The sequence below is a fragment of the Kribbella sp. NPDC056861 genome, assembly GCF_040687575.1.
Lineage (GTDB): Bacteria > Actinomycetota > Actinomycetes > Propionibacteriales > Kribbellaceae > Kribbella.
Genome location: NZ_JBFBNQ010000003.1, coordinates 381,685 through 405,432, shown reverse-complemented (window position 1 = coordinate 405,432; position 23,748 = coordinate 381,685). Strand labels below are relative to the sequence as shown.

General features: G+C 69.4%; 22 protein-coding genes. 15 read left to right on the top strand and 7 right to left on the bottom strand.

The window, feature by feature from the left end:
* Positions 1–77: 77 nt before the first annotated feature.
* Positions 78–1,502: a beta-N-acetylhexosaminidase gene (locus AB0P21_RS15685; RefSeq protein ID WP_363697164.1), complete on the bottom strand. Its 1,425-nt coding sequence runs from the start codon at positions 1,500–1,502 to the stop codon at positions 78–80.
* A gap of 124 nt (positions 1,503–1,626) precedes the next feature.
* Between AB0P21_RS15685 and AB0P21_RS15680 the strand changes: the two genes are divergently transcribed.
* From AB0P21_RS15680 to AB0P21_RS15670, 3 genes are read left to right on the top strand one after another with little or no spacing between them, the layout of a single operon-like run.
* Complete coding sequence (locus AB0P21_RS15680; RefSeq protein ID WP_363697163.1) at positions 1,627–2,910, top strand: MFS transporter; 1,284 nt, start codon at positions 1,627–1,629, stop codon at positions 2,908–2,910.
* A gap of 10 nt (positions 2,911–2,920) precedes the next feature.
* Positions 2,921–3,379, top strand: coding sequence for a GNAT family N-acetyltransferase (locus AB0P21_RS15675; protein WP_363697162.1), 459 nt, complete (start codon positions 2,921–2,923; stop codon positions 3,377–3,379).
* Positions 3,379–3,981 carry a TetR/AcrR family transcriptional regulator gene (locus AB0P21_RS15670; protein ID WP_363697160.1) on the top strand — a complete coding sequence of 201 codons (603 nt, stop codon included), beginning with the start codon at positions 3,379–3,381 and terminating at the stop codon, positions 3,979–3,981. Before AB0P21_RS15675 ends, AB0P21_RS15670 begins: the two co-directional genes overlap by 1 nt.
* Here AB0P21_RS15670 and AB0P21_RS15665 read toward each other — a convergent pair.
* Both AB0P21_RS15665 and AB0P21_RS15660 read right to left on the bottom strand, forming a co-directional pair.
* Entirely contained in the window at positions 3,978–4,775 is a 798-nt protein-coding gene (locus AB0P21_RS15665; protein ID WP_363697158.1) for an SDR family NAD(P)-dependent oxidoreductase, read from the bottom strand. The genes AB0P21_RS15670 and AB0P21_RS15665 overlap by 4 nt on opposite strands.
* A 60-nt stretch (positions 4,776–4,835) precedes the next feature.
* On the bottom strand, positions 4,836–5,711 hold the full coding sequence (locus AB0P21_RS15660) for a GNAT family N-acetyltransferase (protein ID WP_363697157.1): 876 nt from the start codon (positions 5,709–5,711) through the stop codon (positions 4,836–4,838).
* 26 nt (positions 5,712–5,737) lie between these two features.
* Here AB0P21_RS15660 and AB0P21_RS15655 point away from each other — a divergent pair, with 26 nt between their 5' ends.
* The 6 genes from AB0P21_RS15655 (at position 5,738) to radA (ending at position 12,842) form a co-directional block, all read left to right on the top strand.
* Entirely contained in the window at positions 5,738–6,436 is a 699-nt protein-coding gene (locus AB0P21_RS15655; protein ID WP_363697155.1) for a methyltransferase domain-containing protein, read from the top strand.
* Positions 6,437–6,519: 83 nt separating this feature from the next.
* Positions 6,520–7,068, top strand: a complete 549-nt coding sequence (locus tag AB0P21_RS15650; protein WP_363697153.1) for a hypothetical protein — start codon at positions 6,520–6,522, stop codon at positions 7,066–7,068.
* Positions 7,058–8,311, top strand: a complete 1,254-nt coding sequence (locus AB0P21_RS15645) for an ABC transporter substrate-binding protein (RefSeq protein ID WP_363697152.1) — start codon at positions 7,058–7,060, stop codon at positions 8,309–8,311. Before AB0P21_RS15650 ends, AB0P21_RS15645 begins: the two co-directional genes overlap by 11 nt.
* Positions 8,311–10,086, top strand: coding sequence for an ABC transporter permease subunit (locus AB0P21_RS15640; RefSeq protein WP_363697151.1), 1,776 nt, complete (start codon positions 8,311–8,313; stop codon positions 10,084–10,086). The genes AB0P21_RS15645 and AB0P21_RS15640 overlap by 1 nt, the downstream gene beginning before the upstream one ends.
* The gene (locus AB0P21_RS15635) at positions 10,083–11,375 is read left to right on the top strand and encodes a hypothetical protein (protein ID WP_363697149.1); all 1,293 of its coding nucleotides are present in this window, start codon (positions 10,083–10,085) and stop codon (positions 11,373–11,375) included. Before AB0P21_RS15640 ends, AB0P21_RS15635 begins: the two co-directional genes overlap by 4 nt.
* A gap of 57 nt (positions 11,376–11,432) precedes the next feature.
* Positions 11,433–12,842, top strand: a complete 1,410-nt coding sequence (radA, locus tag AB0P21_RS15630) for a DNA repair protein RadA (RefSeq protein WP_363697147.1) — start codon at positions 11,433–11,435, stop codon at positions 12,840–12,842.
* A gap of 4 nt (positions 12,843–12,846) precedes the next feature.
* Here radA and AB0P21_RS15625 read toward each other — a convergent pair whose 3' ends face one another.
* Positions 12,847–13,401 (bottom strand): dihydrofolate reductase family protein, encoded by a 555-nt coding sequence (locus tag AB0P21_RS15625; protein ID WP_363697146.1) that lies wholly within the window; start codon positions 13,399–13,401, stop codon positions 12,847–12,849.
* Between the two features lie 196 nt (positions 13,402–13,597).
* Between AB0P21_RS15625 and AB0P21_RS15620 the strand changes: the two genes are divergently transcribed.
* From AB0P21_RS15620 to AB0P21_RS15600, 5 genes are all read left to right on the top strand, one after another.
* Positions 13,598–14,536, top strand: a complete 939-nt coding sequence (locus AB0P21_RS15620) for a beta-ketoacyl-ACP synthase III (protein ID WP_363697144.1) — start codon at positions 13,598–13,600, stop codon at positions 14,534–14,536.
* Positions 14,537–14,585: 49 nt separating this feature from the next.
* Positions 14,586–15,053 carry a hypothetical protein gene (locus AB0P21_RS15615; protein ID WP_363697142.1) on the top strand — a complete coding sequence of 156 codons (468 nt, stop codon included), beginning with the start codon at positions 14,586–14,588 and terminating at the stop codon, positions 15,051–15,053.
* A 142-nt stretch (positions 15,054–15,195) separates the two neighbouring features.
* Entirely contained in the window at positions 15,196–16,290 is a 1,095-nt protein-coding gene (disA, locus tag AB0P21_RS15610) for a DNA integrity scanning diadenylate cyclase DisA (protein WP_363697140.1), read from the top strand.
* Between the two features lie 139 nt (positions 16,291–16,429).
* Positions 16,430–16,996: a helix-turn-helix transcriptional regulator gene (locus AB0P21_RS15605; protein ID WP_363697139.1), complete on the top strand. Its 567-nt coding sequence runs from the start codon at positions 16,430–16,432 to the stop codon at positions 16,994–16,996.
* Entirely contained in the window at positions 16,978–18,483 is a 1,506-nt protein-coding gene (locus AB0P21_RS15600) for a DHA2 family efflux MFS transporter permease subunit (protein WP_363697137.1), read from the top strand. The genes AB0P21_RS15605 and AB0P21_RS15600 overlap by 19 nt, the downstream gene beginning before the upstream one ends.
* On the opposite strand, the gene AB0P21_RS15595 is transcribed toward AB0P21_RS15600, so the two are convergent.
* Complete coding sequence (locus AB0P21_RS15595) at positions 18,480–19,142, bottom strand: hypothetical protein (RefSeq protein WP_363697135.1); 663 nt, start codon at positions 19,140–19,142, stop codon at positions 18,480–18,482. The two genes, AB0P21_RS15600 and AB0P21_RS15595, sit on opposite strands and share 4 nt — an antisense overlap.
* Positions 19,143–19,216: 74 nt before the next feature.
* Between AB0P21_RS15595 and AB0P21_RS15590 the strand changes: the two genes are divergently transcribed.
* Entirely contained in the window at positions 19,217–20,128 is a 912-nt protein-coding gene (locus AB0P21_RS15590) for an A/G-specific adenine glycosylase (protein WP_363697134.1), read from the top strand.
* A gap of 58 nt (positions 20,129–20,186) precedes the next feature.
* On the opposite strand, the gene AB0P21_RS15585 is transcribed toward AB0P21_RS15590, so the two are convergent.
* Together AB0P21_RS15585 and AB0P21_RS15580 are read right to left on the bottom strand one after the other, a co-directional pair.
* A complete protein-coding gene (locus tag AB0P21_RS15585) occupies positions 20,187–21,140 on the bottom strand; it encodes a DivIVA domain-containing protein (RefSeq protein ID WP_270135943.1) in 954 nt (317 codons plus the stop codon).
* 72 nt (positions 21,141–21,212) lie between these two features.
* Positions 21,213–23,657: a kinetoplast-associated-like protein gene (locus AB0P21_RS15580; protein WP_363697133.1), complete on the bottom strand. Its 2,445-nt coding sequence runs from the start codon at positions 23,655–23,657 to the stop codon at positions 21,213–21,215.
* Between the last annotated feature and the right edge of the window lie 91 nt (positions 23,658–23,748).

Genomic DNA, 23,748 nt, shown 5'->3' with positions numbered 1-23,748 from the left:
CCTCAGGCTGTTATCCGTCCTAACAGCCTGAGGCGACTTTAGTTATCCCCGCAGTATCTGCAAGGTCAGGGACCGCTTTAGTCGAGCGGGCGGTAGTTCAGGCCGAGGGCCTCGATCCGGGTCAGGTGCGGGCGCAGGCGGCCGAGGAACTCGTCGTAGGAGACCTTCGGGGAGCCCCAGGCCCGCTCGGCGAAGGCGGACAGCCGGGGCAGCAGCATGTAGCCGACCTGCTCCGGGCCCTCCATGTACTCCGTCCACACCTGGCACTGGGTGCCGACGATGCGGGCCTCCTCCTCGGCGGTCAGGCCGGGCGGGATCACCTCGAAGTCGTAGACCTTCTCCAGCGGGGTGAAGTGGCCGATCGCGAGCGGCTCGGTCGCCGGGTCGCCCTGGTAGTAGTCGAAGTACACCGTCTGGTTCGGCGCCATCACCACGTCGTGGCCGGCCTTCGCCGCCACCTCGCCGCGGTCCGGGCCGCGCCAGGCCATGATCACGGCGCTCTTCGGGCAGTCCGTCTCGACCATCTCGTCCCAGCCGACCAGCCGCCGGTTGTCCTCGGTGAGCACCGCCGAGACCTGCTCGGTGAACCAGCCCTGCAGCTGCCCGGCGTCGGTGAGCCCCAGCTCGGCCTGCCGCGCCTGCGCCGCCTCCGAAGTACGCCACTGGACGTCCGGGCACTCGTCGCCACCGAGGTGGATGTACGGACCCGGGAAGAGTTCGAGCACCTCACGCAGTACGGTGCGGACGAAGTCGACGGTGGTGTCGTTGACGTTGAGCACGTCGTCGCTGATGCCCCAGACCTGCCGGATGCCGAGCTGCGTGTCCGGGTTGTTGCCCAGCTCCGGGTACGCCGCGATGGCCGCCTGCATGTGACCGGGCAGATCGATCTCCGGTACGACGGTGATGCCACGCTCGGCCGCGTAGGCGACGATCTCGCGCAGATCGTCCTTCGTGTAGAAGCCACCGTGCCGGGTGCCGTCGTAGCTGAACTCGGTCTGGCCGTGCTCCATCTTGCCGACCATGGTCTCGGGCCGCCAGCCGCCGATCTCGGTCAGCTTGGGGAAGGCGTCGATCTGGACCCGCCAGCCCTGGTCGTCGGTCAGGTGCAGGTGCAGCACGTTCATCCGGTGCAGGGCGATGGTGTCGATCACCCGCAGCACGAACTCCTTCGGCATGAAGTGCCGGGCGACGTCCAGCATCATCCCGCGCCAGCCGAACCGGGGCGCGTCGGCGATCCGCACCACCGGTACGGCGAGCCCGCCGTCGACCTCGGCCGCCGCGTCGAGCAGCTGCCGGTAGGTCGTCTCGGCATAGCGCAGCGACTCCTCGGAGCCGGCCGACAGCCGGGCCCCGTCGGTGGTCACGTCGATCCGGTACTCCGTCTCGCCGAGGTTCTCCACGACGGTACGGACCGCGTCGACGGCCGGGTCGGCGCTGACCCAGTGGCCGTCACCGGTGACGAGCTCTCGGGGGGCGGGGACGATCGCGATCTGTTCGGACATCCGGACTCCAGGTGAGGGCAAACGGGAGTGAGAAAAGAAGGGTGGCAGCATAAAGCCGCTCACCGCGACCCTACCTGCGTCGCCGGCCGGGCTCGCAGCACCTTCCGGGTGAGAGGGTGGGCAGGTGCCCGCCGACCCCGCTCCACTCGAATCCACCGGCCCGCAGGACGTCATACCGGCTACTGCCGCTTCGTTGCAGCGGGGGACGCTGTGGGTGCTCGTGGTGAGCAATGTGCTCGGCGGGGTGGCGGTGGCCAGCGGGTTCGCGGTGGCCGGGTTGCTGGCCGAGAGCATCTCCGGATCGACGGCGATGTCGGGGCTGGTGGCGACCTCCACGACGCTGGGCGCGGCGATTCTCGCAGTACCGCTGGCTCGGCTGGCGCGGGCGCAAGGGCGGCGTACGTCGCTCACTGCCGGCTATCTGATCGCCGTGGCCGGCGCGCTGCTCAGCATCGTCGCCGCGCAGATCGATTCACTCGCACTACTGCTCTTCGCGGGCTGCCTGTTCGGCAGCGGCTCGGCGGCCAACCTGCAGTCCCGGTACGCCGCCACTGACGCCGCCGACCCCAAGCGAGTGGCCGGCACCCTCTCGATGGTCGTCTGGGCGACCACCATCGGCGTCATCGTCGGCCCTAACCTGACCGGCGTCGGCGGCTCAGTCGGTACGTCGCTCGGCGTGTACTCGCTCGCCGGTCCCTACGTCTTCTCCGTCGTCGCCTTCAGTCTCGCGCTGGCGACCGTCTGGTTCGGTCTGCGCCGCCTCCAGCAGGTCACCGTCCGGCCGACCACGCTCGCCCGCCAGCCGCTGGCCGTCACCTTCAAGACGCTGATCGCCATCCCGCACGCCCGTCTCGGCCTGCTCGCGATCGCGTCGGCGCACGCGGTGATGGTCGGCTTGATGTCGATGACCTCGCTCCATCTGCGGCACCACGGCGCCTCGCTGACCATCGTCGGGTTCGTGATCAGCGCTCACGTCGCCGGGATGTACGCCCTCTCCCCCGTGATGGGCTTCCTCGCCGACCGTCTCGGCCGGATCCCGACCATTGCCATCGGCATCGCCGTACTGGCTGCCGCGATGGCAGTGGCGGCGCTAGCCCCCAGCGAGGCGCACGTGCTGACCGGCGTCGCCCTGGTCCTGCTCGGCCTCGGCTGGTCGGCCTGCCTGGTCGCGGGATCGGCTCTACTGTCCAGCTCTGTCCCCACCGACATCCGTACGTCCGCCCAGGGCCTCTCGGACCTGACGATGGGGATCTTCGCCTCGATCGCCGGTACCGGCGCCGGCCCGATTCTAGCCGCGCTGGGTTTCCATTGGCTCGCAGTACTGTGCGGGTTGCTGCTCGTCCCGGTCGCTCTGCTGACCGTCGCGACCAGGAAAACGACTGGCGAGAGTGTCGGTACCGCGAGCTAACGTGAGCCTCATGAGCGAGGTGAGCCTGCGGGCGATCACACCGGACGACCTGCCGACGTTGTTCGAGAACCAGTACGACCCGGCCAGCGCGGCGATGGCCGGAACGCCCAGCCGGGAGGAAGCGGACTTCTACGACCGCCGGACCAAGGTCGAGGCGAACCCGGCGAACGACACCCGGGCGATCATGGTCGACGGCGAGATGGCCGGCGACGTGGTCAGCTGGACCGACGACAGCGGGCGCCACATCGGCTACCGGATCGCCCAAAGGTTCTGGGGCCGCGGTATCGCCACGGCCGCGCTGCGGCTGATGCTCACCGAGATCACCGACCGCCCGATCCAGGCGGACCTGCTGCAGACCAACGTCGGCTCCCGGCGCGTGCTGGAGAAGAACGGCTTCCGCCTGCTCGGCCCGGACGAGCGGCCTGCCGATGCCGAGCCGGAGTCGCACTACTTCCGCCTGGACGCCTGATGGTCAAGGCGCTGACTCCCAAGGGCGCCGCGACCAGACAGCGCATCGTGGCCGGTACTGCGGAGCTGCTGCGCGTCCGGTCCATCCCCGAGACCACGCTGGACGACATCTGCGCCCACACGCACACCAGCAAGAGTCAGCTCTTCCACTACTTCCCTGACGGCAAGGACCAACTGCTGCTGGCAGTAGCGCAGTACGAGGCCGATCAGGTGCTCAGCGACCAGCAGCCGCAGCTGAGCAACCTGGACAGCTGGGAAGCCTGGCAGGAGTGGCGGGACGTCGTCATCGAGCGCTACCGATCACTCGGCGACGACTGCCCGCTGGGCTCACTGTTCTTCCACGTCGGGCGGAAGACACCCGGCGCGCAGGCCATCGTGCGGCAGCTCCTGGCCGACTGGCAGCGGCACCTCGCCGAGGGAATCGAGGCGCTGCAAGCCAACGGCCACCTCGGCCCGGTCGATGTCGACCAAGCCGCGGCCGCGTTGCTGGCCGGCATCCAGGGCGGGGTGACGATCATGTTGTCGACCGGTCAGACCCGTCATCTGGAGGCGGCCATCGACCAGGCGATCGGGCAACTGCAGCTGTCCCGGCTGGCCGCTTAGGCGGCGGCAGCGTCGTACCAGCCGCCGTCGATCTTCAGGATGCTGCCGGTGATGTAGTCGGCCAGCGGGCTGGCCAGGTAGAGGACTGATCCCGCGATCTCGTGCGGGCGTCCGATCCGGCCGACGTCGTTCGGGCCGAGGGCGCGGACCAGGTTCGGCTCGATCTCGTCCCAGGTCGTTCCCCAGCCCTGTGCCTGACCGAGGGCGGTCAGGTTCTCCTTGGCGGTGCCGGTCAGGATGCCGCCGGGCGCGACCGCGTTCGAGGTCACGCCGGTCTCCCGCAGCTCACGGGCGAGTGCCACCGCGAGGGTGTGCCGGGCGGCGTTGCTGGCGGCGTAGTGCGGCTGCGTCACCTGCGGCAGGTTGCCGGTGACACTGCCGATCTGGATCACCCGGCCCCAACCCCGCTCGCGCATTCCGGGCACCAGTTGCTTGATCAGCCTGACGCTGGACAGCACGTTCACGTTGTAGATGGCGGCCCAGTCCGCGGCCTCCAGGTCGTCCCAGCGGCGCGAGTGTTCGAAGTACCCGGCGTTGTTGACGAGGATGTCGACGGCACCCGCGCCGGCGGCGACCTGCGCGGCGCCCTCGTCGGTGCCGAGATCACCCAGTACGAATGTCGCCTGGCCGCCGGCCGCCTCGATCGCCTTCACCACCTGCTCGGCCTTGCCCGCGTCGCGCCCGTGCACGACGACACTCGCACCCTCTGCCGCGAGCAGCCGGGCGATCGATGCGCCGAGCCCGGCGCTCGACCCGGTGACGAGCGCCTTCTTCCCGGCCAACTGCAGATCCATGATCAGTTCCCTCCACGTCCGAAGTGCTTGCTGCTTCAGTGTGGAAAGCCAAAAATGGACTCACAAGTCCAATCTGTAGTTGACCGTCCGCAGCCCCGGCCGGAAGCCGATGCTCTGGTAGAGCTTGCGCGCCTGCGGGTACTCGTCATCGCCACGCGGACACACCCTCGCCTCGACCGCGCCCAGCTCCCGCAGCGCATGCAGCGCCCCGAGGTTGACCGCCTGCCCCAACCCCCGCCGCCGGTACTCCGTCGCGCAGCCGACCGGCTCGACCAGCCCCACCCGGTTCTTCTCGTCCAGCCAGATCAGCGCGCTCGCGGCGAACTCGCCGTTCGGCGCCTCGACCACCCAGTCGAGCTCGGACCGGTACGGCCAGGTGTTCATCACCGCGCCCATCACCTCGGCCGTCATCTTGGACGGCCGCAGGTCCGACCAGGCTGCGCGGTGCACTGCGGCTCGCTTCTCCACCTCGTCAGGGCGTGTGTGCCGCAAGGTGAAGCCCGCCGGGACGACCGGCGTACCGAGGTCGGCTAGAGCGATCGTGTGGTGGGTGTAGAAGTGGCCGCCTTCGTGGACCTGGAAACCGGCCTTGGCCAGCGCGGCGATCAGGTGTGTCTCGCTCTCCAGCACGCTGCAGCCGAGCGAGTCACCTGAGGTCGACTCGCGGAACCAATCCAGTACTTCGCCCGCCACCTCCGGACGAGCCGGATCGACGACCAGCAACAGATCTTGGCCTTCCACCCAGCCCCAGCCGACCACCTCGTCGCCGTCCCGCCACAGCGCGATCCGCCAGCCGGCCTGACGCTCGGGCGCGACCGAGTTGTACTCCCAGCCGAGGTCGCCGAGGTGAAAGCGTGCCCCCACCTGATAGATCCGCTGGACCAGCTCCTGCATCGCTCGCAGGTCATCCGGTCCGGAGAAGTCGCGGCGCGGCACAAGAGCCTCCCAGTTAGGGTTACGGAGTGGCGAACATAGCCGAAGGCGGCATTCCCAGTCCCAACATCTGGCACCACCCCGAGGTCTACGAGGTGGAGAACCGGGCCGTCGATCCGAACGGCGTGATCGAGCCGGCGATGCGGGCGATCCGTGACTGGGCCGGGGCGACGGTGCTCGATCTGGGCTGCGGGACCGGCTTCCACCTGCCGAGGTTCGCGACCACGGCCGGCCGGGTGATCGGGGTCGAGCCGCACGGGGATCTGGCCAAGGCAGCCCACCTGCGGACGAAGAAACTCCGCAACGTCGAGGTCCGCAAGGGCACGGCGCAGCGGGTACCGGTCGCCGACTCGACCATCGACGTGATGCACGCACGCTGGGCGTACTTCTTCGGGCCGGGCTGCGAGCCGGGACTGGCCGAGCTGGACCGGGTGATGCGCCGGGGCGGGACCGCGTTCGTGATCGACAACGACGGTTCGCGGTCGACGTTCGGGCGCTGGTTCCGCGAGGGCTACCCGAAGATCAAGGCCGACGAGGTGGAGAAGTTCTGGATCTCGCGCGGCTGGCAGCGCACGCCGCTCGAGATGGGCTGGCGGTTCGAGCGCCGCGAGGATCTGGAGGCGGTGGTCCGGATCGAGTTCAAGCCGGCCGACGCCGAGCGCTTCATCGCCGCGCACACCGGCGTCGAGGTCGACTACGCGATCAACCTGTGGAGCAAGACGTACTGAACCGCGGCACGCGCGGGGCTGCGGAGACCCTCTGGTGACTCTAAGGTGAGCATTCGTAGCTACGTGGGAGGCGCCAGGCCGGGATGGACGGACTGCTGCTCGAAGGGCTGCCCGGGATTCCCCGGCGGCTCCGGCTCCTCCGTGGCGAGCAACGAGCGCTGGTGGTCCAGGATGCAACTACCGCTCGCCTGCTGGCCGATCTGATCAGTGGGCTCGAGGAGCCGCCGCCCGACGCGATCGTCGAGCGCAGTGGCGAGGTCCGGCTGGTCCCTGCCGAAGGCGGACTGCTCCCGCATCTCACGGTGCTCGGCAACGTCGTCCACGGCCACACGGTCACTCACCGCGTCACCCGGCGGGCAGCCGAGGACGAGAGCCGCGTTACTGCGACCCGCTGCGGCCTGGAAGACGTTCTGGACCGCTACCCCTATGAGGTCACACCCGGCCGTCGCCGCCTGGCCGGGGTAGCCCGCGCTCTCCGTGCCCACCCTGCTGCGATCGTCCTGGAGGACGCGGCAGGCCTGCCCACATGGGGATCGCTACTGCGCTTCGACAATCCAGAGCTGTGGTTCCCGGCTCTACTACTGATCACTACCGACCCAGCGCGTACTACGGGATTCCAGCATGCCGACTAGCCGCCGAGCCTTCCTCGGAGCCTCTGCAGCTCTCCTGGCCGCAGGCTGCTCCAGTACTCCGGACGTCCTCGGCCTCCGTCGCAGCGTCCGGATCGCCGTGAGCTGGAGCGGCCAGGAGCTACGCGCCTTCCACTCGGTGCTCGACAACCTCGGCCGGCTGGACTACCCGGTGGAGGTGGTACCGCTCGGCGATGACATCTCGACTGCCTTCGGACCTCGTTCCGCGCGCCGGCCGGACCTGGTGATGCTCCCCCAGCCTGGGCTGGTCGCCCAGCACCGGGAGGATCTGGAATCGATGCCGGAAGACCTGGCCGATCGCAGCCGGGCCCGGCTCTGGCACGAACTGCTGGTCGCCGACGGTACGACGTACGGGCTGCCGTTCAAGACGGCGAACAAGTCAGCCGTCTGGTATCGGCCGTCGGTGCTGGCGAAGGCCGGGCTGCAACCGCCCACGCAGTGGAGTGAGTGGCTGGCCGTGAACCGTGCACTGTCGGAATCAGGCATCCGTCCGCTGGCACTGGCGGCCGGCGACGGCTGGGTGCTGACCGACTTCCTGGAGAACGTGCTGCTGGGCTCCTCGCCGTCGGCGTACCAGGCACTCGCCACTGCGGCTCACCCTCGGCCATCCGAGCAGCCTGCCTTTGCTGCGGCTCTGCGGCTCCTGGGGACCATGTGGTCGGCACCTGGAGTGCTGGCAGGTGGTGTGGAGCGCTCACTCGTGCAGCAGTTCCCCGACGCGATCGTGGAGGTCTTCGGGCATCACCGGGCCGCCATGGTCGTCGCGTCCGACTTCGCCGAGCCGGTGGTGCGCTCCTTCGCCACGGACCCGGATGACATCGGCATGTTCACCTTCCCGCCGATGTCGCCCGGTGGCCCGGCGCCGGTAGTGGTCGGTGGCGACGTCATGGTGCTGCCCAAGCCGACCAGCGACGACGCCCGCGACCTCGTACGCCGGTTGGCCGCGCCCGCCGCTGTCGACCCGTGGATCACAGCAGGTGGCTTCCTGGCCGACGGGCGCACTACCGGCTACTCCCCCGAGCTGACCCGGCTGGCTAAGCAACTGGTGGCACCCACGGCATCGCTGCAGTTCGACCTGTCCGACCGGCTCGGGCGGCTGGGCGACATCAACGGGCTGTGGCGAGTCCTGACCGACTTCCTGGTCCGGATCGGCGGGCGCGGTAGCGACGTCGTACCGGAGGCCGTCGAGGCGGCACTGGCCCAGCTGAAGAAGGTGGAGGGCTGATGGGGCTGCAGAGCAACGGCCTGTCGCTCGAGATCGTCGGGCGAGAGATCAGCGGCCGCCCGGTGCCCGGCAAGCCTCGGCGACCGCTAGGCCCTTATCTGCTTGGGCTTCCGGCGCTACTGCTGAGCTGTCTCCTGCTCGTCCCGATCGGTGTGACCGTGGTGGCGGCGTTCAGGCGGCCGGACGGATCCTTCGGGCTCGGCAACTTCGCGGTGATGGGCGACCCGGCTGCCTTGCATGCCGTCACCAACAGTCTGGCCTGGATCGCGGTGGCGCTCGCGCTGGTCGTGGTCGGCTTCCTGCTGGCACTGGTCAGCTACCGGCTGCCAGGCTTGTCGACGTTTCTCCAACCAGCGTTGGTGATTCCGTTCGCGGTCTCGGTGCTGGTGTCGGGAGTGACGTTCCGGCTGATCTTCGACGCGACCCCTGAGCGCGGCACGGTGACGGCGGTCTGGACCGAGCTGTTCGGCTCCAGCCCGGTCTGGCTCGGACCTGGGTTGTTCTGGTTGGTGTTGGTGTCCGCCTTCGGTTGGACCTGGCTCGGGTACGTCGTATCGCTGTTCCGGGCCGGCCTGGATGCCATCCCTGATGACGTGAGCCGGACGGTGGCTGCCGAAGGCGTGACTGGGTGGCGGCGGCTGCGTGCACTGGAACTGCCGTTGCTCCGACCGATCACTGGCGTGGTGACCCTGACCCTGGTGATCGCTGCGGTGCGGGTGTTCGACCTGGTGCTCATCGTCGTGCCGGGACCGATGCAGGGCGATGCAGACGTCCTCGGCCTCAACTGGTGGCGAGCCACTGGCACCGGCGAACCGGCCGGTCGTACTGCGGCGCTCGGGGTGGTGCTGTTCGCCATCGTGGCGGCTGTCGCGGTGATCGGCGTCCGCGGGTTGCGGCGACGCCGGTGGGCGATGCCTGTTCGCGTGGTCCGTGCTGATCCGTCCGTGGGTCGCTCACGGCCGTCGCGGCGAGTGCGGCGGATCGGGTGGACGGTGGGGTTCGCAGTGGGCTTGTTCTGGATCTTGCCGGCCGTCGTACTGGTGGCTACTGCGCTGCACTCGCCGCGGGAGGCCGGGCTTCGTGGGTGGTGGTCGGTCGAGGGGCTTGGGTTCGAGTCGTTTGCGGCTGCTGCCAATGCGGGGTTGTTGCGGGCGTTGCTGTCGACTGTGCTGATCTCCACGATCGCTACCGCAGTACTGCTGGTGATTGCTGTGCCTACTGCCTACCTGGTGGCTTGGGGTGGGTTGCCGCAGTGGCTGGGGCGTGTGGTGACTTCGTCGTTCGTGGTGCTCGCGGTGACGCCTGTGCAGATGTACGCCGCGCCGCTGCGGGATGCGATCGGCACGGCTGGGTTGGCGGGGTCACGAGTGGCGTTGGCGTTGGTGCACGCGGCTGCGGGGTTGCCGTTCGCAGTACTGCTGCTGCGGTCGGCGTTTGCTTCGGCGCCACCTGTGTTGGTGGCAGAGGCGTTGCAGGGGCCGGCGCGGCAGAGCGCAGTACTGGCTACTGTGCAACGGGCTTATCGGCCTGCGCTGGTTGCCGTTGCTGTGTTGGAGTTTTCGCTGGTGTGGAACGACTTCATCGTCGGCTTCCTGATCAGCGGACCCGGCACTACGCCGCTGTCGCTGGTGTTGTGGGGTGAGGCTCGGCAGTTCTCGGCAGCCAGTGGGACGGTGGCTGCTGCGGCTGTCGTGGCGTCTGTGGTTCCGGCGGTGTTGCTGGTGTCGTTCTGGCCGACTGTGGTGCGTGGGCTGACCGTGGGGAGCAAGCCGTGACGTCCGAGGAGCCGGAGAAGCCCGGTAAGCCGGCGCGCAGGCGCAAGGACCTGCTGGGGATCAGCGCGCTTGCGGCGGCACTGCTGTCGGGGCTGGCGGGCGAGAAGTTGTCGCAGAGCATCGACAGCACGGGCTGGATCAAGGCGGCGGGGATCAGCCTCACGATCATCTTGCTCGCGATCTGGGCGATCTACAACGCGCCTGTTGGGCTGCGCCGGTATAGGCAGTGGCGGGCGGCCGGGACGGCCCGGGAGCTCGACCCGCTGCACGGCGCCGCAGAGGAGGCCGAGCAGTGGCTGGTGTCGCTGGGGTCGGACGCGGGTGGGCTCGCGGCGGTGGAGTGGTTCCAGCAGAACGAGCCACGGCTGCGGGAGTTGCTTGGCGCGGAGAAGGCTCGGGACGAGAACGCTGACGACATCGCCCGGATCTGCGATGCACTGGAGGCTTGGTACCTGCAGCGGCAGGACGCGGCGGCGCTGCTGAAGCTCAGCGAGGTACTGGCGGCTGTTGCCGAGGCATGCGGGCGGCGCGAGCTGGCAGAGCTTGCTGCGGCGCGGGCGGCTACGGCGTACAGGTTGATGGGTGACCTGGAGACGGCGAGCACTCGGCTGGGCTATTCGAACAATGTGGCGACCCACGGGCGCACTGCGGCGGCACTGACGACTCGGCGGCAGGTGGAGCGAGCGCTGCTGCATCTCGCGCGGGCGGAGCAGATGCCTGCCGGTGGTGATCGGAACGAGGTCGTGCAGAGCGCGCGGGAGCGGCTGGACGAGGCACGGCTCAACCGGCCGGGGCCTGATCTGGCGGGCGAGGTGGCGATCCAGATCAACCTGGCGATCGTGCACCTCTACCAGCAGGATCCCGAGAGTGCCCTGGACCAGCTCCGGCCGGCCGCGGCCCGGGCATCGGTTGCCGGTGACACCAGTGCGCACGCGCATGCTTTGGAGTTGACCGGCGTCGCTGCCTGGATGCAGCGAAGTCCTCAAGAAGCCAAACGCTGGTGGCAACAAGCCGAACATCTTTATGCCGAGGTGGACGAACCCGAAGGCCGGGCCCGTTGCCTTCAGCACCTCGGCTCCGCCGAAGTGGTTGCCAAACGCCTCGACAATGCCCGTGCCTACCTCGAACAAAGCGCGGAACTGCGCGGCGACACCGCCGCTCATCCGATTCTCACCCGCTATCTGAAAGCGGCCCGCGAATCCGGCGAACCACCCGCGGTCGCCGACGAAGCGCCGCACCGGAGCGCCACCCATTGGCTGCGCCGCAAACTCTCCCGCTGGCTGGCCTGAACAGTGCCTGTGGACGGGCGACTCGGGATTGTCGGTGGGGTGAATTAGGTTGGCGGCATGGTGAAGGCAACGGGGTCGACCAGGGCTAAAACGGGCAAGTCGCCGTTCGCGTGCAGCGAGTGCGGCTGGACGACGCCGCGCTGGATCGGGCGCTGCGGGGAGTGCCAGGCGTGGGGCACGGTCGCTGAGGTCGGTTCGCCGAAGGCTGCCCGGATCACGGCCGGTGCCGTCTCGTCGCCGGCGATGCCGATCGCCAAGGTGTCCGCGGTCGAGGCGGAGTCGCGGCCGACCGGAATCGGCGAGCTCGATCGGGTGCTGGGTGGCGGCGTCGTACCGGGTGCGGTGATCCTGCTGGCGGGTGAGCCTGGCGTTGGTAAGTCGACGTTGCTGCTCGAGGTCGCCGCTCAATCGGCGCGACGCGGGCATCGGACGCTCTATGTCTCCGGCGAGGAGTCCGCGGCTCAGGTCCGGCTGCGTGCGGGACGGACTGATGCGTTGGTCGATGAGCTCTATCTGGCCGCGGAGACGGATCTCGGTGCGGTCGTCGGTCAGGTGGACGCGGTCGATCCGGCGTTCCTGGTGATCGACTCGGTGCAGACGATGGCGCATCCCGAGGTGGACGGCGCTCCCGGTGGTGTGACCCAGGTTCGCGAGGTGACCGGCGCCCTGGTCCGGCTGGCCAAGGAGCGCAACATCGCGGTCGTGCTGGTCGGCCACGTCACCAAGGACGGCGCGATCGCCGGTCCGCGGATGCTCGAGCACCTGGTCGACGTGGTGCTCGCCTTCGACGGTGACCGGCACTCCGGCTTCCGGATGGTGCGCGCGACGAAGAACCGGTTCGGTCCGTCCGACGAGGTCGGCTGCTTCGACATGGTCGACACCGGGATCGTCGAGGTGAGCGACCCGAGCGGGCTGTTCGTCTCCGAGCACTCCGAGCCGGTCGCGGGCACCTGCGTGACGGTGATGATGGAGGGACGCCGGCCGCTGCTGGCCGAAGTACAGGCGTTGGTCGGGCCGTCGGCGGCACCACAGCCACGGCGTACGACGTCGGGACTGGAGTCGCAACGGGTCGCGATGGTGCTCGCCGTGCTGGGCAACCGCGCCGGGCTGAAGCTGACCGACCAGGAGGTGTACGTCGCGACCGTGGGCGGCGTGAAGATCACCGAGCCGGTGGCTGACCTCGCGGTCGCCATCTCGGTCGCCTCCTCGGTGATGGACAAGCCGATCCACCCCGGCCTGATCGCGATCGGCGAGGTCGGCCTGGCGGGTGAGGTGCGCCGGGTCGGTGGCCTGGAGAAGCGGCTGGCCGAGGCGGCCCGGCTGGGGTTCACCAAGGCGATCATTCCCGCGGACGTGCCGAACCGGTCGAAGGACTCCAAGCCGATGGACATGCAAGCGAAGTACGGTCTGCGGACGTTCGCAGCAGGCGACATCCGAGCCGCCCTCAGCGCCGCCGGCCTCGCCTGATTCTTTAAAGCAGGCTGTGGTGGAGGTGGGCTACTCGGTTGTCGAGGGAGCGGGACTCGAGCAGGGTGGCGGTTCGGCGTGGGGTGCCTTCGGTGAAGAGGCGTTTGCCGCCGCCGAGGGTGAGCGGGTGGACGACGATGTGCCATTCGTCCAGGAGGCCGAGGTCCTCCAGGGACGCGGCTAAGCCGGCGCCACCGGTCAGCAGAATGTCGCCGCCGTCTTGCTGCTTGAGGGCGGCCAGGGACTCGGCCGAGTTGAGGACCGTGGTGTTCCAGTCGGCCGCCTCCAAGGTGGACGAGACGACGACCTTCGCGGTCTCCCGCCAGACCGGCGCGAAGGCCAGGTCGTGGGGGTGGTCCGAGTGCGACTCCGCCTGCGGCCAGTAGCTCGACATCATCTCCCAGACCACCCGGCCGTAGAGGAAGGTGTCGGCCCGCTCGGTCAGCGCGAGGCTGAAGTCGGACAGTTCGGTGCTCATCACCGGCCAGTCGAACTCGCCGTTCGGGCCCTCGACGAAGCCGTCGATCGAGATGTGGACGTAGTGCACGATCTTGCGCATGAGAGCTCCTGGGTGGCTGCGTTCCGGCTGACTGTCACCCCCTGGTCGGAGCCGCCATCGGCGCTTTGACATCGGCTCCGGGACACGGGATGAGACGGGGGTCTACTGACCGGTACGCCGGAACGTACTCTTGATCCGCCCCCGAAGCGCGACCTCCCGACCCAGGTCGCACCCCCGACCGCAGGAGCACCTGAAGATGACCGGTTCCAAAGTTGTCGCCCTCGGGCACTACCAGCCCGAGCGGGTGCTCACCAACGCCGAGCTGTCCACCATGGTCGAGACCAACGACGAGTGGATCCAGAGCCGGGTCGGGATCAAGGAGCGCCGGATCGCGGCGCCGGACGAGCAGGTCGACGAGATGGCCTGGCGGGCCGCCGAGAAGGCGATCGCGAACTCCGGCCTCGACATTGCCGAGATCGACATGGTCGTCGTCGCCACCTGTACGGCGCTGGACCGGTCGCCGAACATCGCCGCCCGGGTCGCCGCCCGGCTCGGCCTGGGCAGCCCGGCCGCGCTCGACGTGAACACCGCCTGCTCCGGCTTCAGCCACGCGCTCGCGACCGCCGACCACGCGATCCGCGCCGGCGCCGCCTCCAAGGCGCTGGTGATCGGGGTCGAGAAGCTCAGCGACTTCACCGACTGGACCGACCGGACCACCTGCGTGCTGATCGGCGACGGCGCCGGCGCGGCCATCCTGGTCGCCAGCGACGAGCCGGAGATCGGCCCGGTCGTCTGGGGCTCGGTGCCGGAGATGTCGGACGCGGTCCGGATCGAGGGCCGCGACGGCAAGTTCGCCCAGGAGGGCCAGAGCGTCTTCCGCTGGACCACCACCCAGCTCCCGGTGATCGCCCGGCAGGTCTGCGAGAAGGGCGGCGTGACGCCGGACGAGCTCGGCGGCGTCGTCCTGCACCAGGCCAACCTGCGGATCATCGAGCCGCTGGCCAAGCGCCTCGGCGCGGTCAACGCGGTGATCGCCCGCGACGTGGTCGAGTCGGGCAACACCTCGGCCGCCAGCATCCCGATCGCGCTGTCCAAGCTGGTCGAGCGCCGCGAGATCCCGGCCGGCGCCCCGGTCCTGCTGTTCGGCTTCGGCGGCGGCCTGTCCTACGCCGGGCAGATCATCCGCTGCCCGTAGTGCGGCGCGAAGCCGGGCGGGTAGCCCCTGAAGCTGCCAACCTTGCCGCATGAGTCAGTTCGAGTTGGAGACGCGGTACCAGCTGCACTCGCCGGGCGGGTCGGTGCGGCTGGCGATCTACCGCAGCGCGGCGTACTCGACGGCGGTCGGGCTGTTCGTGTTGCTCGGGGCCGGCTGGACGGAGCGCAGGGTGATCCGCTCCGGACCAGGCGGGATCACCCAGGAGCACCTCTACCGGACCGGCCTGGACCTCTACACCAGCCAACTACCGATCCTGATCCTGTACGTCGCCGCGCTGGTGCTCGCTGTCGCCTGGCCACCGCAACGCTGGACCTCGCTGGCCGGTGCGGGCACCGGTTTGCTGGTCGTTCTGGCCACGTTGCCACTCGCACTCGACGACCACACCAGCGGCGACACGCGGTACGACGACAGTTGGTCAGCTGTTATCGGATTGGTGATCGCGCTGTGGCTGGTGCTGCTCGGGATCGGCGTCCAGGCCCGGCGGGTCGCGGTTTGACGCTCAATTCGAAGGTGCACGGGCGGCTGCACGATGGGATGCACGTGCGTTTGCAACCGGCGGCGAATCGCGGCCGGCCGGCGGGCCGCAAAGCCGGTGGGTCGGTCACGGCGGCGGTCCGAGCCGCATAGACTCAGGGACCGTGGCCCCGAATTCCGACAAGAACAGCACCAACGCCCGGATGCGTGCGACGCTCGCCGCGGTGGCGCCTGGTACCGAGCTGCGTGAAGGCCTGGAACGAATCCTGCGGGGCCGCACCGGCGCCCTGCTGGTCCTCGGACAGGACAAGGTGGTCGACTCCATCTCGACCGGTGGGTTCGAGATCGAGGTGGAGTTCACCGCCACCGGTCTGCGCGAGCTCAGCAAGATGGACGGCGCGATCATCCTCGACCGCGACATGTCCCGGATGCTGCGCGCCGCCGTGCACCTGATGCCGGACCCGTCGATCCACACCGAGGAGACCGGCACCCGGCACCGCACCGCCGACCGGGTCGCCCGGCAGACCGGCTTCCCGGTCATCTCGGTGTCGCAGTCCATGCACATCATCGCCCTGTACGTCGACGACCAGCGCTACGTGCTGGAGGACTCCGGCGCCATCCTGTCCCGCGCGAACCAGGCGCTGGCCACCCTCGAGCGCTACAAGCTGCGTCTCGACGAGGTGTCCGGCACGCTGTCCGCGCTGGAGATCGAGGACCTGGTGACGGTCCGCGACGTCGCGGCGGTGGCCCAGCGGCTGGAGATGGTCCGCCGGATCGCGACCGAGATCGACGGGTACGTCGTCGAGCTCGGCACCGACGGCCGGCTGCTCACCCTGCAGCTCAACGAACTGGTGGCCGGGGTCGCCGGCGAGCGCGAGCTCGTCGTCCGCGACTACCTGCCGCCGGCCGCCGGGCGCCGCCCGAAGAGCGCCGACGACGTCCTGCTGGAACTCGACGCCGTCAGCCCGACCGACCTGCTGGACATCGGCCAGGTCGCCCGCGCCCTGCAGCTCGGTGGCGCCGAGCAGCTGGACGCGGCCGTCACCCCGCGCGGCTACCGTCTGCTGGCCAAGGTGCCGCGCCTGCCCGGCGCCGTCATCGACCGGCTGATCGAGCACTTCGGCCACCTGCAGAAGCTGCTCGCGGCGAGCATCGACGACCTGCAGACCGTCGACGGTGTCGGCGAGAACCGGGCCCGGACCGTCCGCGAGGGCCTGTCCCGGCTGGCCGAGTCGAGCATCCTCGAGCGCTACGTCTGACCCACCACCCCGTACTCCGAACGCGGCGCCGGCTGAGCTCTCAGCCGGCGCCGCGTTGTTGTGCAGGTTGCCGATCCGGCCGTCCCCGAGTAATACTCCAGGTGGAATAGTTCGTACGGAATAGTCGGAGTGGAACACCTTGGCGGAGCTGACGCCCCTGGCGATCGCGGTGCTCGCGCTGCTGAACGAGCGGCAGATGCACGCGTACGAGATGTACCAACTGCTGCTGCAGCGCCGCAACGACCGGCTGCTCAAGGTCAGGCCCGGATCGCTGTACCACACGGTCGAGCGGCTGGCCGGGCAAGAGTTGGTCCGCGCGACCGGCACCGAACGGGCCGGCAACCGCCCCGAGCGGACGACGTACGAGGTCACCGAGGCCGGCAAACGGGCGCTGGAACACCGCGTCCAGACCGGAATCGAGAGCTACGAGTACGAGTACCCGCTGTTCCCGGTCGTCTTGAGCGAAGCGCACAACCTCGAGCCGGCCGACGCGGCGGAGCGGTTCCGCCGCCGGCTGAGCGAACTCGACCTGCAGGTCGCCGAACTCGACGCGACGGTGGCTGACGTGACCGGGCGGCGGGTACCGGAGCCGTTCTGGCTGGCCGCCGACTTCAACCGGGTGATGCTGATCGCCGAACGCGACTGGCTGACCACCCTTCTCCAACGGATCGAGAGCAAGGACCTTTCATGGCAACACCGCAAGTGAAGCCGCCGGCGACCCCGGAGGTCCGGCCGTGGCCGGCGCTCTGGGCACTGGTACTCGGCTTCTTCATGATCCTGGTCGACTCGACCATCGTGTCGGTGGCGACGCCGTCGATCCTGACCGACCTGCACACCGACGTCGGCAACGTGGTCTGGGTGACCAGCGCCTACCTGCTCGCGTACGCCGTACCGCTGCTGATCACCGGCCGGCTCGGTGACCGGGTCGGCCCGAAGAAGCTCTACCTGGCCGGCCTGACCGTGTTCACCATCGCGTCGGTCTGGTGCGGTCTGACGGACTCGATCGGGATGCTGATCGTCGCCCGGATCTTCCAGGGCTTCGGCGCCTCGATGATGACGCCGCAGACGATGGCCGTGATCACCCGGATCTTCCCGCCGAACCAGCGCGGCAAGGCGATGAGTCTGTGGGGCGCGACCGCCGGAGTCGCCACCCTGGTCGGCCCGATCCTCGGCGGCGTGCTGGTCGACGGCCTCGGCTGGCAGTGGATCTTCTTCATCAACGCGCCGGTCGGCGTGCTCGGCTTCGTGCTGGCCTGGCGGCTGGTGCCGGACCTGCCGACCCAGTCGCACAAGTTCGACCTGCTCGGGGTCGCACTGTCGTCGATCGGCCTGTTCTGCCTGGTGTTCGGCATCCAGGAGGGCCAGAAGCACGACTGGGGTCAGATCACCGGACCGATCACGGTCTGGCGGCTCATCATCGTCGGCCTGCTGGTGATCGCGGCGTTCCTGTTCTGGCAGGCGAAGAACAAGGGCGAGCCGCTGCTGCCCTTGTCGTTGTTCAAGGACCGCAACTTCTCGCTGGCGAACACGGCGATCACCACGGTCGGCTTCGCGATCACCGCGATGACCTTCCCGCTGATGCTGTACGCGCAAAGCGTCCGCGGTCTCAGCCCGACCAGGTCGGCCTTGCTGCTGGTGCCGATGGCACTGATCTCCGGCCTGCTCGCGCCGCTCGTGGGACGCCTCACCGACAAGTCCCACCCGCGCTACCTCGCGGGCTTCGGACTGCTCTGCTGTTCGGTGTCACTGTTCTGGCTCAGTCAGGTGATCGAACCGACGGTACCGATCTGGCAGCTGCTGCTGCCGATCTCGTTGCTCGGTGTCGCCAACGGCTTCATGTGGGCACCACTGGGCAGTACTGCGACCAGGAACCTGCCGATGCACCAGGCCGGGGCAGGTGCGGGTGTCTACAACACCACTCGCCAGGTCGGCGCAGTACTGGGCAGCGCGGGCATCGCGGTACTGATGGAGTCGCGGCTGGCCACCAACCTGCCGCAGATGCAGGGGATGGCGGCCGAGGGCGGCGCGGGCAAACTACCCGAGGCTTTGCAGCAGGGCTTCAGTGACTCGATGGCACAGTCGATGATCCTGCCGGCCGCAGTACTGCTGCTCGGCGTCGTTGCGGCATTGCTGTTCAGCAAGCCGAACTTCATGGATCAGCCTGCGCCGACCGAGGCCGCCGCGAAGAGCTAGACGATCGTGAAAGCCTGCGGGGTCGAGGCGCGTCCGTCGTAGACCGCCTTGACCACGTAGGTTCCGGGCTTGGCCTGTAGCTGTCCGGGCAGGCAGCCCGGCCGGGAGCGGCGGCCGTTCCAGGTGATCACCGCGGTCGATTGCTTGCCCTTGGCAAGGACCAGGGTGGCCCGCGGGATCGCCTTCTCACAGTCCTCGGTGGACCAGATCTGGTCGGTGCCCGAGGTGACGGTCAGGGACAGCTCGGACGGATCGACCGCGGCCTTGCAGCCGTCGCGGACGGCGCTCAGCTGGAGCACCAGGTTGAGCGAGTTGCCCGAGGCGAGCGTCCGGCTGACCGGCACCACCTCGATGCTGACGTCGCCACCCTTGCACTTCACGTCCTTGGGCGTCTCGCTCGACTTGGGCGTCTCGGAGGCCTTGGAGGTCTTCCCGGCGGTCTTGCCACCGGGAGTGGGCGTCGAGGTCGGCACGACGCTCGGCGCGGTGGAAGGATCCTGGTCCGGCCCCGAGGCCGCGGAGTTCTTCGGATCGCTGCCGCCGCCGATCACCCGGATCAGCACGAACACCAGCGCCAGGAACACGACGAGGACGAGTGCCCGCCGGACCCAGTACACACTGGGAGGCAGATGCCCGACCGGTCGGAGCAGGCTGCTCATGTTCGAACCTTAGTGTCAGGATTGTGCTCGACATGTCAGACTCGCCGCTCCCCCGCCGATCAGCGCCCGCAACCGTGCCCACCACTGGGCCGACGACCAGGCCCACCACCGGTCCCGCAGCCGCCCTGCACCGGCCCGTTCTCGACTGGTACGCCGCCAACGCGCGCACGCTGCCCTGGCGCGACCCGGCCGCCGGCGCCTGGGCGGTGATGGTCAGCGAGTTCATGCTGCAGCAGACACCGGTCGCGCGGGTGCTGCCGGCGTACGAGGCCTGGATGCGGCGGTGGCCCAAACCGGGCGACCTGGCCGCGGAGGCGCCAGGCGAGGCGGTGAGGGCCTGGGACCGGCTGGGGTACCCACGGCGGGCGCTGCGGCTGCATGCGGCGGCCAAGGCGATCGTGGAGCAGCACGGCGGCGTAGTACCGGATGATCACGCGGCACTACTCGCACTGCCGGGAGTAGGGACCTACACGGCGGCTGCGATCGCATCGTTCGCCTACGGGCAGCGGCACGCGGTGGTGGACACCAACGTGCGGAGAGTCTTCGCCCGGGCGCTCACTGGGACGGCTCAGCCGACTATCTCGCCCACTGCCGCCGACCTGCGGCTTGCTGTCTCCGCACTGCCTGACGACGAGTCCACTGCGGCTCGCTGGGCTGTGGCGACGATGGAGCTGGGCGCACTCGTCTGCACGGCTCGCAGCCCGCGCTGCTCCGATTGCCCGATCAGTAGCCAGTGCGCATGGGTGCTGGCCGGCAGTCCGCCGTACGACGGTCCGCCCCGCAAGGGGCAGACCTACGAAGGCACGGACCGGCAAGTGCGAGGCCGGCTACTCGCCGTACTGCGGGCCGCCCACGGCCCGGTCGCGAAGAGCGAACTCGATGCCTGCTGGCCTGAACAAGTGCAGCGTGAACGTGCCCTTGACGGTTTGGTGGCCGACGGTCTGGTGGACCCGGTCGCGGACGGTCACTACCGCCTGCCGGCCTGATCCCGCCAGAAACTGCTGGGGGCCGGCCCGGAGTCGGGCCGGCCTCAGCGGGTGGAGCTCAGTTCTTCTTGCTGCTGTTCGCGGTCGCCTCGTCGGCGTCGTCGGTGAGCAGGTCCAGCGGCATCGCCGGGCTGCCGGACAACGTGGCCAGCATCTGGCGAACGTTGGTCAGCTGCGCGTTGATGCTGTCGCGACGCTGGGTCGCGGCGGCCAGCTCACGCTCGGACTCGGCGCGGATCCGCTCCGACTTGTCCTTCGCGGCCGCGACGATCTCCTGCGCCTGACGGTTGGCGTCGGCCAGCTGCTGCTGGGCCAGGCGCTCCGCCTCGGAACGGGACCGGTCGGCTTCGCGCTGCACCTGGGCCGCACGGTCGGTGACCGCCGCCAGCTGCTGCTCGGCCAGCGCGGTCCGCGCCGCGAACTCCTGCTCGACCTTGCCCCGGCGCTCGGCCAGCGTGGTCTCGAAGGCAGCCGCCGCCTGAGCGGACTTGGCGCGCTCCTGCTCGTACAGGGCCTGGGCCTCGCTGCGGCGCGCGGTGGCGTCCCGCTCGGCCTCGTCGCGCATGTCGTCGGCCTGGGTGCGAGCCTCTTCGAGAATGCGGGCCGCCTCCGCGTCGACCTCGCTCTTCCAGTCCAGGGAGTACTGCTCGGCCTCCTTGCGGACCTTCTTGGCGTGCACGTCGGCGTCGGCGACGATCGCGTCGGCGTCGGTACGGGCGCGGGTGACCAGGTCACGGGCCTCGTCGTCGGCCAGCGACAGGATCTTGGCGACCCGCTCACCGAACTCGGTGAAGGTCGGCGTGCGGTCCTTGTTGTCCTCCTGGGCGGTGATCACGGCCGACTCGGCCGCGTCCGTCCGGGACTGCAGCTCCTGGACGTGGCGCTGCAGCTGCTCCGACTGCTGCTGCAGTGCGGTCAGCGAGGTGGTCAGCTCACGAACGTGCTGGTCCACCTGGGCAGGCTCGTAGCCACGCAGAACGGTGCGGAACGGGGTTGGGGATTCACTGCTCATGTCTTCTGATGCTCACTTCGGTGGGTGGGTGGATCACACATTGTCACTGACAAGGATCTGACTGTCACGTCCTCATCCTGATTCCCCCGTGGAACCCTCGCTACCGGACATTCCACCACCTGCGTGGAACCCAGGGATAGCGAGTGCCTCGATCACACCCGAAAGCTGGGTGAGCTCCTTGGTGATCTCGTCACGGCGCTGGTTCAGCGCCGCGACCCTCGCCTCGGCGTCGGCGAGAAGTTTACGGGCTTGCGCGCGCAGTTCGTCCGAGTGCTCCCGGGCCTGCGCTTCGAGGCCCTGCGCCTCGGCGCGGGCCTTGCGGATCAGCTCGTGCGACTGGCGCTGCGCGTTGGCCAGATCGTTGGCGGCCTGCTCACGCAGTACCTGGGTGCTGGCCTGGGCCTCGGACTCACGGCGGGTGGCCCGGGTGATGATCTCCTTGGCCTCGATCTCGGCGTTGGCCTTGAGCCGGTCCACCTTGGCCTGCGCCTGCGCGGTCACCTTCTCGGCCTGCTGGGTGACCGATGCCAGGGTCGCCTCGGCCTGCGCGTTGGCCGACGAGAGCGTCGTCTCGGCCAGCGCGGTCAGCTCCGCGTTCTCCTTGGCGATCGCGGCCTGCGTCTCCTTGAGCCGGCTGGTCGTGCGGCTGACCACCTTGCGCAGGTGCGCGCGCTTGTGCCGGGTCAGCTCGGCGACGTCCATCGCGGCCCGGTCGCGGATGCCGCGGGCTTCCTGCTCGGCGGTGGAGACCAGCTCGTCGACCGTCTTCTTGCTCCACGCGGTCTGCTTCTCGGCCTCGGCGAGCGCGGTCTCGGCGGCCTTGTTGGCATCCTCGACGATCCGCTGCGCCTCGGCGGACGCAGTACGGCGATCCGCCTCGATGCTGTCGACCACCAGTTTGGCCTGCGCGCGGGCATCGGCCATCAATCGCTCGTTGGCCTGCTCGGCCTCGGCCTTCTGCTGGTTGATCTCGTCGACCGCGGCCGAGCGCAGCTTGTCGATCTCCAGCGAGATGGCGGCCAGCTTGGCGCGCTCGGTCTCCTCCAGCTCGGCGGTCCGGCGCTCCAGCTCGGTCCGGTTCTCGCCGCGCAGCCGCTCGATCTCGGCGTGGGCGGCGGCGATCTGGGCGCGCGACTTCTCCCGCGCGGCGTCGGCTTCTCGCTCGACGGTGGTCCGCAGCTCGATCGCCTCGGACTCGGCCCGGGCGATCAGCTCGGCCTCGTTGCGCACTGCTGCCTGCGAGACGAGCGCGGCCTGCTCACCGGCGTCGGCGACGAGCTGCTGGGCCTCGCGACTGGCCCGCTCCACGGCGGCCGCCGCGTTCTCGCGGGACTGCCGGGCCTCCTCGACGATCTCGTCGGCCTCTTCCTTCAGCGTGACGGCCTCTGCCTCGGCCGCGGCCAGCCTGCGGTCGGCTGCTGCCTGCGACTCCTCACGCAGCTTGTCGGCGGCCGCGTGGGAGTCGGCGCGCAGCTTCTCCGCCGCCGCCTCGGCCTCTTCGCGCCGCTTGGCGACCTCGGCCGCGACCGTACTGCGCAACTCCTCGGCGGCACTCTCGGACTCGACCTTCAGCCGCTCCGCCGCAGTCTCCGCTTCGCTGCGAACCTTCTCGGCCTCGGCGATCGCCTCCGTGCGGACCCGTTCGGCCTCGGTGGTCGACTCGACCCGCAGCCGCTCAGCCGTCTCGGTCGATTCAGTGGTCAGCCGCTCGGCTGCCGCCTGCGCCTCACTGCGGACGCGCTCGGCCTCTTCGTTCGCCTCGGTACGGACTCGCTCTGCCTCGGCAATCGCCTCCGTGCGGACCCGCTCAGCTTCGGTGGTCGCCTCGGTGCGGACTCGCTCGGCCTCGGTGGTCGACTCGGCGCGCAACTGCTCAGCGGTCTCGGTCGAGCCGGCGTGCAGCCGCTCGGCCGCGGCGGTCGAGTCGGCGCGCAGCTTCTCCGCGGCGGTGGTGGACTCGAGCTCCAGCCGCTCGGCCTCAGCCTGCGCCTCGGAGCGGACCCGCTCGGCCTCGGCCTCCGACTCGGTCCGCAGTTGCTCGGCGGCCCGCTCGGCGTCGCTCAGCAGTCGCTGGGCCGAAGCGCTCGCGTCGGCGCGCAGTTGCTGCGCCTTCTGCTCGGCCTCGGCGCGCAGCTCCTGCGTCTCTCGCTCGGCGTCATCGCGGAGCTTCTGTGACTCCTGCTCCGCGTCGGCCCGCAGCTTCTGCGTCTCCTGCTCGGCGTCCGCGCGGAGCTTCTGCGTCTCCTGCTCAGCGTCCGCGCGCAGCTTCTGCGTCTCGCGCTCGGCGGTCGCGCGCAGTTCCTGCACCTGCTGCTCGACCTCGGCCTGCTGCTTCGCGGTGGCGACCCGGACCCGCTCGGCTTCCTCCAGCGCGGTGTCGTTCTCGTACTCCGCTTGCTCGCGCAAGGTGTCCGCGATCCGCTGCGCCCGCTCCAGCACGCCGCCCGCTTGCCGCACGCCAAAGGAACCGGCGTCAGGGACCGGTTCCTGGGTCAGCGGCAGACGCGGTGCGTCCATGCGACGAGATGATTCCATCTCCGGCCCCCTCTCCGACAGTCCGGGTCCCAAAGCCGTGGTCACGTAGCTACAACGAGCGAGAACGGCGGTC